General features: G+C 60.1%; 11 protein-coding genes. 6 read left to right on the top strand and 5 right to left on the bottom strand.

Annotated elements, in window-relative coordinates; translation table 11 throughout:
- Positions 1–131: 131 nt before the first annotated feature.
- Complete coding sequence (locus VWZ87_RS00610) at positions 132–1,640, top strand: flavin-containing monooxygenase (protein ID WP_416535493.1); 1,509 nt, start codon at positions 132–134, stop codon at positions 1,638–1,640.
- Between the two features lie 55 nt (positions 1,641–1,695).
- On the opposite strand, the gene VWZ87_RS00605 is transcribed toward VWZ87_RS00610, so the two are convergent.
- Entirely contained in the window at positions 1,696–2,280 is a 585-nt protein-coding gene (locus VWZ87_RS00605) for an MOSC domain-containing protein (protein ID WP_416536902.1), read from the bottom strand.
- A 103-nt stretch (positions 2,281–2,383) separates the two neighbouring features.
- Complete coding sequence (locus VWZ87_RS00600; RefSeq protein ID WP_416535491.1) at positions 2,384–2,941, bottom strand: MarR family winged helix-turn-helix transcriptional regulator; 558 nt, start codon at positions 2,939–2,941, stop codon at positions 2,384–2,386.
- A gap of 83 nt (positions 2,942–3,024) precedes the next feature.
- Here VWZ87_RS00600 and VWZ87_RS00595 point away from each other — a divergent pair, with 83 nt between their 5' ends.
- The 5 genes from VWZ87_RS00595 to VWZ87_RS00575 all read left to right on the top strand — a co-directional run bounded on the left by VWZ87_RS00595 (position 3,025) and on the right by VWZ87_RS00575 (position 9,004).
- Complete coding sequence (locus VWZ87_RS00595) at positions 3,025–3,792, top strand: hypothetical protein (protein WP_416535490.1); 768 nt, start codon at positions 3,025–3,027, stop codon at positions 3,790–3,792.
- Between the two features lie 243 nt (positions 3,793–4,035).
- Positions 4,036–4,941 carry a LysR substrate-binding domain-containing protein gene (locus VWZ87_RS00590; RefSeq protein ID WP_416535489.1) on the top strand — a complete coding sequence of 302 codons (906 nt, stop codon included), beginning with the start codon at positions 4,036–4,038 and terminating at the stop codon, positions 4,939–4,941.
- 89 nt (positions 4,942–5,030) lie between these two features.
- Positions 5,031–6,185: an aromatic ring-hydroxylating oxygenase subunit alpha gene (locus VWZ87_RS00585; RefSeq protein WP_416535488.1), complete on the top strand. Its 1,155-nt coding sequence runs from the start codon at positions 5,031–5,033 to the stop codon at positions 6,183–6,185.
- A gap of 15 nt (positions 6,186–6,200) precedes the next feature.
- Positions 6,201–6,440, top strand: coding sequence for a hypothetical protein (locus tag VWZ87_RS00580; RefSeq protein ID WP_416535487.1), 240 nt, complete (start codon positions 6,201–6,203; stop codon positions 6,438–6,440).
- Positions 6,441–6,583: 143 nt separating this feature from the next.
- On the top strand, positions 6,584–9,004 hold the full coding sequence (locus VWZ87_RS00575; RefSeq protein ID WP_416535486.1) for a GcvT family protein: 2,421 nt from the start codon (positions 6,584–6,586) through the stop codon (positions 9,002–9,004).
- A 71-nt stretch (positions 9,005–9,075) separates the two neighbouring features.
- Here VWZ87_RS00575 and VWZ87_RS00570 read toward each other — a convergent pair whose 3' ends face one another.
- From VWZ87_RS00570 to VWZ87_RS00560, 3 genes are all read right to left on the bottom strand, one after another.
- Complete coding sequence (locus tag VWZ87_RS00570; RefSeq protein WP_416535485.1) at positions 9,076–10,083, bottom strand: Ldh family oxidoreductase; 1,008 nt, start codon at positions 10,081–10,083, stop codon at positions 9,076–9,078.
- A gap of 63 nt (positions 10,084–10,146) precedes the next feature.
- Positions 10,147–10,797, bottom strand: coding sequence for a DUF3726 domain-containing protein (locus VWZ87_RS00565; RefSeq protein WP_416535484.1), 651 nt, complete (start codon positions 10,795–10,797; stop codon positions 10,147–10,149).
- Positions 10,794–12,485 (bottom strand): hypothetical protein, encoded by a 1,692-nt coding sequence (locus VWZ87_RS00560; protein WP_416535483.1) that lies wholly within the window; start codon positions 12,483–12,485, stop codon positions 10,794–10,796. The genes VWZ87_RS00565 and VWZ87_RS00560 overlap by 4 nt, the downstream gene beginning before the upstream one ends.
- Positions 12,486–12,525: the final 40 nt, after the last annotated feature.

Raw genomic sequence — 12,525 nt, 5'->3', positions numbered from 1 at the left:
GCAATCCGGAGCGCGGGTGGGGCGGTGCCACCGTCCAACCCCGTTCTGGCAGGAAACACACCGGCCTGCTGGGAGGCAGGTGAGGGACAGAACGGTTCATCGCAGATTGGATCGAGAGGGGAGAACAGGATATGACAACACGCAAAACAGTTGCGGTTATCGGCGGCGGTGTCAGTGGTCTGGCTGCGGCCAAAGCCTTTGATGAACGCGGCCACCGGGTGATCGGTTATGAACGCAGCCATGATTTCGGCGGTGTCTGGGAGCTGTCGCGGTCATACCCGGATGTGCAGACACAGTCGCCGAAGGATCTATATTGCTACACCGATCATCCGATGCCCGCAGATTACCCGGAATGGCCGAAAGGTCCGCAGGTTCATGCCTATCTGCATTCTTACGCGCAGAAACACCGGCTGGCGCGACTGTTCCGGCTCAACACTTCCGTTACGGTGATGGAGCGGCGTCAGGATGGGCAGCCCGGCTGGACCCTGACACTGGAGGCCGCCGGGAAGAGTTGGCAACAGGATTTCGATTTTGTTGCGGTCTGTACGGGTCAGTTTTCGGAAAAGAACATCATCACCCATCCCGGTCAGGACGCATTCATCGCCCGTGGCGGACAGGTGATACATTCATCTGATTATACGGATCCCGGCATGATTGTGGGCAAACATGTGGTGGTGCTGGGCGGCTCTAAATCGGCCACCGATATTGCTGTCAATGCGGCCAAGAGTGGGGCGAGATCTGTTCGGCTGGTCTATCGGGAGAATGTCTGGCGGGTGCCCTATTATGTCGGCGGCATCAACTTCAAGAAGCTGCTATATATGCGGGCGCAGGAGCAGCAGTTCAATCAATGGGGTAAGTCGCCTTTTCAACGCGGTATCGCCGCGCTGCTGAAGCCTCTGGTCTGGGCCAATTTTCGCGGTTTGGAGACCCTGCTGAAGCTGCAACTGGGTCTGAAGAAGCACAATATGGTCCCCACCACGCCGATTGAAAAAGAGGTGTCCTGCTCGGTCCCGATTGTGACTCCAGGTCTGTTTGAGGCGTTGAACGATGGCAGTATCAAGCCCGTTATCGGCACGTTTGAGAGCTATCAGGAGGAAGGTTTGCGGCTGAGTACCGGCGAGGTGGTGCCATGTGATGTGGCGGTGCTGGCGGTTGGCTGGAAGCTGGGTGTACCCTATCTGGCGCAGGAGTATCGTGACAAGCTGATCGAAGACGATGGGCAGTATCGCGTTTATCGCCTGTCGGTGAACCCGGATCTGCCCGATATGGGGTTTGTCGGTTTCAACTCCAGCTTTTGCACGGTCCTGTCGGCCGAGATGATTGCCAATTGGCTGGTTCGCTATGCCGATGGCAAACTGGCTCACCAGCCCAGCCGGGCGGAGATGGAGCAGAATATCGAGATGATGCTGGACTGGCGCCGCCGGGAGCGACCTGCGGCGCAGGTCTATGGCGGTCTGTGCTCAGCACCGTTTCATTTCAAACACTTCGACGAGCTTTTGGCCGACATGGGAGCACAACAGCGCAAGCGCAAGAATCCCTTGGTCGAGCAATTCTCGCCCCCGGATGCGGCGGCTTATGGGCAGTTTCTGGCCTCGGCCCCGCAGTATCAGGCCGGCCAACGCTGCCAGATCGGGAAATAGGCTGGCGTCGAGGCGGCGATCATGGCTGCGTCCTGGACGCCGGGTTTCACAGCGCCTAAGCCTGCACGCCGCCCAGTCGGGCGCTGGTGTCTTCGCCCGCGTCGCCGCCTGCCATTCGCGCAAAGGCGGCGCGCCAGCCTGCGGCGAGATCAGCGAGATCGGCCAGGCTGGCGGCCTCTCCGGCTGTGATCTTGCGAGTCAGCCTCGCATGGGTCACGCGGTGTACGGTCCATTCGGGATGGCGCCGTTCGATAAGCCTGATCTCGTCGTGCCTCTGTGCCGCCCCCGGCTCAAGGACGCGGTAGTACCATCCGGTGCGGCCGGTCTTCTGGAACAGGTAGGGCATCCGCTTGTTCTGAGTATAGAGGCCGAGTTTCCAGCAGGGCTGTCTGCCCTGGCTGATCTGAACGACAGCACTTCCCAGTCGCAGGATGTCTCCGATGCAGAGGGTGTCCTCAGTCAGCCCGTAACTGGCGATGTTTTCTCCAAAAGCTGCCGGAACCGCTGTCGGAGGCAGCTCTGCCTCGTCCTGCCACAGGCGGTAGTGCTCGCTGGCGTAGTGGTGGATTGCCTTGTCCGCTCCACCATGCACCGTCAGATCGGCCTGCGAGTCGCCGGTGAAGCCGTTGATGTCGATCATCTGAGATCCGGCGACTGGGGGCTTGTGAATGGCGGTTGGCGGTTTGTCGGCCCATGGGCTGTGGACAGCGCCATGAAAAATGCCCGCGATCGGGGCGGATAGGTCAGGTGGTGTCATCTGAAAGCGCCTTATGTTCAACACATATTAAATCTCGATCGCCGGGCTGCAGCGGAAGCTGCAACAGGGTGCAATACCCATCGGCAGGGCCTGCGTCGTGATAGGCGCAGGTCCTGCACAGGCCAAAGGGGCGCCCGCCACGGGTTTCCAAAGCCGCACGCAGGGTCGCGCTGAGCGCCTCTTCCAACGCGGCGGTTTCCGCGTCCTGCATTGTGGTCAATGCGCCGCGGATGACCGAAGGCGCTTCGGCCAGTGCCTGCCCCTCAGCTGTCACGCCGTAAGAAATCGAACGCTGATCGCCAGTTTTTGGCTCTTCGCGCACGAACCCTTTTCGGGCGAGTGTCTTGAGCGTTTGCGACATGGTGCCGCGTGTGGTGCCCAGATAATCGGCCACATGCGAGGGCGCCCGTGAGTAGCGATTGGCGCGCGCTAGGTAGTCCAGCGCCGCTGTTTGGGCCGGATTCAGGCTGTCAGACCATCCCCCGGCGGCGTCGAGACGGGCCAGGCGATTGATGAGCGCGCGGATGCGGTGGTGTGATGTCATGAACAATTGGTATCGACTCGAAATCAAAACTGCAATAACTCTTATTTGGTAGCGAGTCGCTACGAAATAAGATGGAGACGAAAATGACACGATTTCTAGTGACGGCTGCGATCCTGGGCCTCGGTGCGGCGGGCGCGACCGGCGCGACCGGCGCGTTCGCCGATGGCGATCATGCCGTGCATCAGCAGGGCGCTATTATCTCGGCATCCGATGCGGGGAAGACGGCATCCTTTGATATTCTTGCGGCTCATGCGCACCGCAAAGGGAACACTGTCACCTTCCACATGACGACAAATGGCAGCGCTGGCGCGGATACGCCCGAAGCAGTCGGTTCGGTCGGCGGGGCTGAGGTTTTCTCCTATGTTTGGCCGACCTCGCTTGACCCGGCTGCCGTCGGGTTTGAGGCAGGCAGCGGAATACTCGCGCTGGCTGCAACCAGTCACCCGGACTTTGACGACACGCCATTGGTGGATGAAAACAACGACGGCGATACCGGCAACGATGGTCTCCTGTGGCACAGTCATTGGGTGGTTCTGACCCCGACCGAAGCCTGCGGGCCGGGCGCGTTGGCGGTGCGTGACATTCCAGAAGGCGCTACCCCGCAGCTGCCGGCCACCTGGCCGGGGCTTCCGATCTATCTGGATAGCCCGGGATTTACGCCCCTGTTCAACGGGCCGGAAGTGACCGTGACGGTCGGATTTCGCAGCGATGTGACTCTGGCTGATGTGGCGTATGATGGTGTTACGTCGGCCCTGCGCGTCAATGCAAATGTGCATGCGCCGTTGCTCTGCGTGGTGGATGTTTTCGATATTGCGTCGGGCGACCTGAGTCTGTCGGGAAAAATCAACTGAACGCAAATGGCGCGGCACATGTGCCGCGCTACCTCATGCTCATGAACTATCGGTGCTGGGATCGTGATTTGAGGCGTTTCAATAGATTTCGGAACGGTTGCCCTGGCCGATGTTGGATCGGCAGGGGCCGGAGGTGATGAATACGATCTCTCACCAACGCATTTGGATTTGCCATTCAATTCGAAAACCACTCATATTCAGGTGAACTGACTTAACCCCTGGCCCCACGAATGGCGGCGCATCATGTCCAGACGACACTACGACCTGCCGCCGCTAACCACATTGGCGGCCTTTGAAACCGCAGCCCGGCACCTGAGCTTCAAAAATGCGGCGCAGGAACTGTCTGTGACACCCGGAGCGGTCAGCCACCAGATCAAGGCTCTCGAAGGCGAGCTGGGTGTGGCGTTGTTCCAGCGGAAACATCGCGGTGTCGAGCTGACGCGCGAAGGTCAGGCGCTGTTTGAGACTCTGGCCACATCGTTCCGGCAGATCTCGCGGCAATTGTCTAAGACCCGTCAGATGGGCGAGGAAGATGCCGTGACCGTCGGATCGACGACGGCGGTCGCAGCCCTTTGGCTGTCGCCGGTGATCATCCGATTTTGGCGTGATCATCCGGATTTGAACATTCACCAGATCACCCAGGATCGACCATTTCACGACACGCGGGAGTTCGATTTCTTTATCAGGTATGGGCGTGATCCCGACGCTACGCTGGCCCATACGGCGATCTATCGGGATCGACTTGTCCCGGTTGCCCGGCCGGATATCGCCGAAGGACTGGCGGGCTCATCGCTACAGGATCTGGCAGCGCAGCGGCTGATCCATCTGCACAACGTCAGTCAGAGCTGGACCACCTGGGCCGACTGGTTCCACGAGTTGGGTCATCGGGGCGACATTTCGGTTGGCACCCGCGTGACCAGCTATTCAGTGGCGTTGCAAATTGCCCGTAAGGGGGCGGGCGTAGCGCTTGGCTGGAAGCGGCTTATCCAGCCGATGCTCGACAGCAAGAAGCTTGCCATTGTCGGCAATCAGAGCGTCCCGGCACCGCAAGAGTTCTATCTGGTGGGTCTGCCGGATGATGAACTGTCGCCGAATGCCCGCAAGTTGAAAGCTTGGATCCTGTCGGAAGCAAGCCGCAGTTCGGTTTAGTCAGGCTCATTCATGAATGAGGTTTTCCCCTATTGAGCGGAATTGATCCGATCCTCCAATAGGGAAAAGCTCACGCCATGGAGAGTTCGATGAACACGCATACCCCCCTGTCGTCCGTGCTGACCGAGGTAAACACGGCAAACGGCCTGCCAAATGAACACTATGTTGACCCCCGCGTCTTCGATGAGGAAAAGCGCGCGGTTCTTTTTGCCAATTGGTCAGGAATTGGGTTTGGCAAGGATATTCCGGAACCAGGCGATGCCAAACCGGTCGACTTTCTTGGTATGCCGCTGCTGCTGGTGCGCGACCGAAACGGTGACATCGGCGTGTTTCAAAACACCTGCCGCCACCGGGGTATGATCCTGGTGGACAAGCCACAGAAAATCCGCGGGGCGATACGTTGCCCCTATCACAGCTGGTGCTACGGGCTCGACGGGGCATTGCGTGCGACCCCGCATATCGGTGGTCCCGGGCAGAGTACCCATGACGATGTCGACATCAGCAAGCTTGGCCTGATCCGCGTCCGGGCGCATATCTGGCGAGACGTGATTTTTGTGAATGTCGATGGAGAGGCGCCCGAGTTCGCCGAAGCCCATGCCGCATTGCTGGACCGCTGGCGCGAATTTGAGACACCGATTTACCACGGTGGCGAAGGGTCATCGCTGAAGCTGGAGGTGGCAACCAACTGGAAGCTGGCGGTCGAAAACTACTGCGAGAGCTATCATCTGCCGTGGGTTCACCCCGGGCTTAACAGCTATTCGCGGTTGGAAGACCACTACAACATTGAAGAGCGGGGAAAATACTCGGGTCAGGGCACGCTGGTCTATCGCCAACTGACCGACGAAGCCGGTGCGAAACTGCCGGATTTCGACGGGCTGAGTGATCAATGGGATGAGGGTGCGGAATATGTCGCGGTCTATCCCAACGTTCTGTTGGGGGTGCAGCGTGACCATAGTTTCGCGATTGTTCTGGAGCCGAAGGACTGCGGGCATACGGTCGAGCATATCGAGCTCTACTATGCCAGAAGCGAGCGGGACACGCCGGAACTTGATGGTTTGCGTGCCTCTAATGCGCAGCTGTGGAAGACCGTCTTCGAGGAAGATATCTTTGTGGTGGAGGGCATGCAGAAGGGGCGTCACGGCGTGTTGTTCGATGGCGGCCGGTTCTCTCCGGTGATGGATGGGCCAACTCATAACTTCCATCACTGGGTGGCGACCGAGGTTCAGAAAGGTCGTGCAAAATGAGCGGGTTCCTGAGTCATGGAACGCGATGAGCTTGATCGCGCCCTGTTGCAGGCGCATGCCGCAGATGATGGCGCGGCTCTCGTGCGGCTCTATTCACTCGCCGCCGATTATGCAGAGGCGGCCGACGATATCGACAGGGCCTGTTTTTACCTCACGCATGCCTTTGTCTTTGCTCTGGAACTCGGCGCGCCCGAAGCCGATCCGCTGAATGCGCGGCTTGCGGCACGGGGGCGCGTGCAGCGCCTCAGCTTCTGACATGTCACAGACGGGTATTTGTGCTGAAAAACCGGCTGGTATGGTGACCTGTGCGACCGGCCACAGGCACCAAGCGGTTCAACCGATAGCGGAGGCAGTGTGGATCGCTGCTCCGTTAAGATAGGCTCTTGAAGGGAGCAAAGATGCGTAGAGAAGCACAGGCAGTTGTCATCGGTGGAGGGGTTATTGGGTGTTCAATCCTCTACCACCTGACCAAACTGGGATGGTCAGATGTGGTGCTGCTGGAGCGGAACGAGTTGACGTCCGGGTCCACTTGGCACGCGGCGGCAAATATCCACGGGTTGCATGACAGCACCAATATCAGCCGTATCCAGCACTATACGATGTCTCTCTACAAGGAACTGGAAGCTGAGACCGGACAGAGCTGTGGCGTGTTTCAGCCTGGGTCCCTCTATTTGGCGCAGACAGTGGAACGTGAACACCAGCTGAGGTTGCAGGCCGCAAAGGCCAAGCTCTATGGGATGAATTTTTACGAGATCAGCATCGAGGAGGCCAGGCGCCTGAACCCGCTGGTCAATTACGATGGCATCCGCTGTGTTATGTATGAACCCGATGGTGGCAATGTGGATCCCTCTGGCGTGACGAATGCCTATGCCGTCGGGGCGCGCCAGCGGGGCGCCGAAATCCATCGTTTCACCCCTGTGACGGCGACCGAGCAGCAAGACGATGGCAGCTGGATTGTTAAGACGCCCAAAGGAGATATCCGCACGCCTTGGGTGGTGAATGCGGCAGGGCTCTGGGGCCGCGAGGTCGCGGCGCTGGCGGGGATCGAGCTGCCGTTGCAGCCAACTGAGCATCAGTATTTCGTTACCGAAACCATGGCGGCCGTGGCCGCGCATGGGACCCGCCTGCCATCCGTCAGTGACCGGGACGGTGAATATTATCTGCGGCAAGAAGGGCAGGGGCTGCTGGTTGGCGCCTATGAAAAGGATATGAAGTTGTGGGCCGAGGAGGGCACGCCGCTCGACTTTGCACATGATCTCTTTCCAGATGATCTGGAGCGGATCGAAGAGAACATGATGAACGCCATCGAACGCCTGCCTGCGGTTGGTGACGCTGGCATCAAGCGTGTCATCAACGGTCCGATGATCTGGTCGCCGGACGCCAATGTCCTGATGGGGCCGGTGCCCGAAATTGATGGATATTTCTGCTGCAATGGCATTATTCCGGGTTTCTCGCAGTCCGGCGGTATGGGGCTGATGGCGGCGCAATGGATCATCGAGGGTGAGACCCAATATGATATGTTCGCCTGGGACATGGCGCGGTTTGGCAGTTGGGCGACCAAAGATTTCACCAAGGCGCGGGTGCGGGATCAATATGCCCATCGCTTTGCCATCCATTTTCCCAATGAAGAACGCAGCGCTGGTCGCCCGGCACGGACGCGGCCGATATATGAGCAACAGGCGGAAATGGGCGCGGTCTTTGGCCTCAACGCCGGTTGGGAACATCCCCTCTGGTTTGCAGAAACGCCCGGCGCCAAGGATACCAATGGGTTCACCCGTCAGAACTGGTGGGGACCCGTTGGCGATGAGTGCAGAATGTTGCGGTCCCGTGCGGGCATTATCGACATATCCAACTTTGCCAAATACCGGTGTGCGGGGCCCGGGGCCGAAGAATGGCTGAACGCGGTCTTTGCCAATGCGATGCCAAATGCGGTGGGACGGTCCTGCCTCACGCCGCTGATTTCGAAACGCGGTGGGATTGCCGGGGATTTCACGGTGACCCGTGTTTCTGAGGATGAGTTCTGGATCATCGGATCCGGCATGGCCGAGCGCTATCACAAGCGATTCTTCAAGGAGGTGCCGCTGCCAGAAGGCACTATGTTCGTGTCGCTGACAGACGAGATCTGCGGTTTCAATGTCGCGGGGCCGAAATCACGTGAGATGCTGCAACGCCTGACAAATACCTCCCTCTCGACCGATGAGTTTCCGTTCATGCGTTCGGCTTGGATTGATCTTGCCGGGATTCAGGTGCTTGCACTACGGGTTTCTTTCACCGGCGATCTGGGATGGGAGCTGCATTGCAGGCGCGAAGATCAGCCGCGTCTCTACTCGGCGCTCCTGGCTGCTGGTGAGGAGTTCGGCGCAGGTCCTGTCGGGAGTCGGGCGTTGATGTCCTTGCGGATCGAAAAAGGTTACGGCTCTTGGAGCCGGGAATATAGCCCGGAATACTGGCCGCAGGAGGTCGGGCTGGACCGGCTTTGCAAGTTGCAAAAAGACTTCCTGAACAAAGCTGCCGCAGAAAAGGTCCTCGAGAACCCGGCACGTGAACGGATGGTTCTGCTGCATCTGGATGAGGCCCGAACGGCAGCTTCCAATGCCGATGCGACCGGCGGAGAGCCTATTTTCAAGGATGGTAAGGGGATCGGCCGCGTAACCTCGGGCGCCTATGGATACAGCGTGGGCATGTCGCTGGCGCTTGGCTTTGTTCGAGAGGCAATGCCCGGTGATGCGGTGGAGGTCATGGTCCTGGGGCGTCCACACCGGGCGGTCATTTTGGAGCGACCGCCGTTCGACGCAGATGGTGCCATTCTGCGGGGCTAGCGTTCAGGAGAACGAATAAAGGAGGCCATATGACCTCCTTTATCGTGGTGTCTTGTGTTCCTCGCGACGGATCAGAGAAGGTCGCGGACCTTCTCCAGCAGTGCGGCGTTCACGGCGACGCCTTCAGACGCGGCGCGTGTGCGGCAGCCACGACGACCATCGCCCGGCAGCCGTGCGCCATCCTGATCATGGATTGATGCGATCAGGTCGGTCAGCCGGTCGTGGAATGCGCCGCCCGAGGTCGCTGCCGGATCGATCGCAATGAAGAACTGGCCGGTTTTTGGTGGCCCACCCGCGGTGCCAGAGAAGGGACTGGCGACGGAGCCGAGGGTCGCGCCGGTCATGGCAGCCGCCATCAGTTCAACAGTCAAGGCGATGCCGACGCCCTTGTATCCGCCGGAAGGAACCATTGACCCCTTGAGCCCGGCCTCGGGATTGGTGGTTGGTTGCCCGTCAGCATCCAGCACCCAGCCTTCGGGGACCGCTTTGCCCTCCCGGGCGTGTTTCATCACTTCGCTCTTGGCAATTGTGCTGGCGGACTGGTCGATCAGCAGCGCGGCATTCCCGTCTGCGTCGGGGGCCGCGATCGAGAAGGGGTTGGTGCCGACAACCGGCTTCGCACCGCCGGAGGGCGCGATCGAGGCGGGCGCATTGGTGAAACCGACGCCAAGCAATCCTGCCTGCGCCAGCCGTTGCGTGTGAACTCCGAGGACACCGCAGTTGTAGGAGTTGTTCACCGCCAGAACCGCAACCCCCATCTCGCGGGCCAGCGGGATCAGTTTTTCAAAGCCGAGATCAATGGCGCTATGGGCAAAACCGGTCTCTGCGTCCACGGTGACAACCGCCGGGCGGGGCTGATCCACAACCGGCTTTGCCTGACCATCCACCTTTCCACATTCGACATGCTGGGCATAGATCGGGATATAGGCCAGCCCGTGCGAGGCGACGCCATCGGCTTCGGTCATGGCGGTTGCAACAGCAAGGGGGCGGGCGTTGGCTTCGGAGGTGCCGGCCTTGACCAACACGCGGAAGGCCAGGTCTTCGATTTCGGCAAGGGTCAGGGTTTCGGTTGCGGTCATATCGGGCTTTCTGTTTTTCAGTCTTCGGGTCAATGCCGGGCTGACCGGCAGTCGATGGGTGGATCAGTCGTTGTCGCTGAGGCCGGCCCCGGCGCCGCGCAGGCGGCTTTCCTCGGTCGCCGGGGCAAAGGTGCGATGGGCAAACTTGCCCAGCTGGTCCCAGCTTGCGTTGGAGACGCTTGCGCGCATCACCGGTTCTTGCTGGCCGGTCATCTCCGCGGGGGCGGAGAATACCATCCGTTCCGCCAGCCGGCTGTGCAGCGCCTCGCTGGAGCCCTGCACGCAGAGCCGCTTGCCGTCGGTGGCCAGGCGCGCGCCCTGCCATTCGGCGGCAACCGGTCGGCCCAGTCGCAAGGCCGCGCCGCCCATGAAGGGCACCGCCAGCAAGGGAAAATTGACGTTTTCCATCGTGATCTTGCCGCGCTCCAGTAGGCGCACGGCACAATCGCTGAGTGCTGCACCGGCGATCAAGGGACTCATCCGGCGGGCAGGGGCGTGCCAGACCTCGGCCCGCAGCGAAACGGGCGATACGTCAATCGAGGGAATGCGATCATTCATCGTCAGCAGATCTGCCAGCATCTCGGTGCCGGGAAACCCAAAAGACGAAAGCCAGCGCGTGCCCTTGGCGGCCTCTTCTGCCAATCCCCAGGACAGGCCTGCGCCACGGGCGGCGCGCTTGCTCATGGCCTCGATTTCATTCAACGAATGGCTCATGCCAGCCCCTCTTCCAGTTCGGGGAATACCCAGAATTCCGCGTTCTCAACGGTGAGTTCGGTGGGCAGCGGAGCATTGCCATACATGCAAATCCGCACCCAACGATCTGACCGGGGATCAAATTTCGTCGCGCCAAAGAATGCCAGCTTGCAGCGCAGCATATCGATCGGCAGGACCTGATCGGAAATCGTGTTGTCACGGATTTCCGCGTAGGGCGCGCGGCCGACGATCTGAACACGGCGCAGAACATGGCGGTGTTCGGAATGGCGCAACAGGAAATCTGCAACCTGCGCCTCGTCTGGCCAGTGGGCCAGAGCCTGATACAACATCGCGGCATCTCGTCCCGGTGCCAGCGGCTGCTCATATTCTTCGATGGGCTCCTCAAAGCGCTCACCCAGACGGGGTTCGAGCTTTTCCTCCGAAACATACCAGGCGCGTGCCTTGTTCTCTGGGGCCTGCCAGTTTGTGTCGATGGCCCAAGCGTATACGTCCCGCAGGATCTTGCGAAGATCGCCAATGGTCATAGCACCCGCAATGCGAAAGGTTGCGGTGTTATCTGCTGACATATCTTCGGCGAAGCCATCGACAAGCCCGCCGTAGGGCTCCAGCATCAGCGACGCGATCCATTCCTGACCCTCGAGCGAGAGCGTCTCTTCGGCCCAGCGGTAGAGGGCATCCCAGGGCTTCGGACCGGCTAGCGTCTGGATTTCCAGGTAGCTGGTCACCTGATCAGCGTCGGCGCGCAGCGCGCTCAGTTTCTGGATCTGAATCGGATGCTGTGACTGCCAATCGGCGATTGTCAGCTTGCTGCGGGCCACCAGAGAGCGGAACACAGCGATATCGTCCGGATGCGCTTCCTCGATATTGCGCACCGCCTGGATCGCCTTTTCGCGCGCCGCGACCCAGTTGTTGAACAGCACCGGGTGGTTGAGCAGAAACGGCGCCATTCCAAGGCCGGTGGAATTGCCGATCCCCATGGACCGGGCCAGATCCGGAGCCAGTTTTGCGGCGGTGGTGCCCTCAGCCTTGGCGCGACAATCGGCCATATGCTGGACCAGATCGGTGACAAACCAGCGGGTCAGGTAGACCGATAGCATCTCAACCTGGAACGGCGCACGGAATTCGGGGCGTTCCGCGATCATCTCGCGGTCAGCCGCACCCAGTTTGCCGGACCCGTAGACCGCCGTTGTCCGCATCAGATAGCCGACGGCGTCGATCTGCTCTGCGGAGGGCTGCTGGCCAGAGGCCAATGCGCTGACCACATGTTCCCAGAGGCGCACCGACCGGTTGGCACGGGATACAGAAAGCTCCGACCCGGACACACGTCCGGCTTCCTGCACGGGGATATTATGTGACAGCCGCGCGATATCCGCGTCAGAAGGAATACCGTCAAATAGTGTGAAAGTGGCGTCCCAAGCCTCTGCAATCACTCGGTCGGAGCGTTTTTCAGGCGGCAGGTCGTGGGCAAAGGCGACCAGGGAATATGCACGCTCCGGCCCATATGCGGTGTAGACTGCATGGCCCTGACCGCTGTCGTCTATGTCGAATGCGGTCTGTTCAAATCGCCAGCGTTCGCGCGCCAGACGACGGGTCAGCACCCGCATGAATGACAGGCGCGACTGGTGCATAGAGCCAAGGCGTGCCAGACGCATGACGGTGTTCGGTTCACGGCAGAGAATGTCGGTCATTCGGATTGGCCTTTGTAATCAGGTCGTTAGTCGTATCCCG

Source organism: Phaeobacter sp. JH20_37, from assembly GCF_048056015.1.
Taxonomy (GTDB): Bacteria; Pseudomonadota; Alphaproteobacteria; order Rhodobacterales; family Rhodobacteraceae; genus Phaeobacter; species Phaeobacter bryozoorum.
This window is presented reverse-complemented; position numbering and strand designations above follow the sequence as displayed.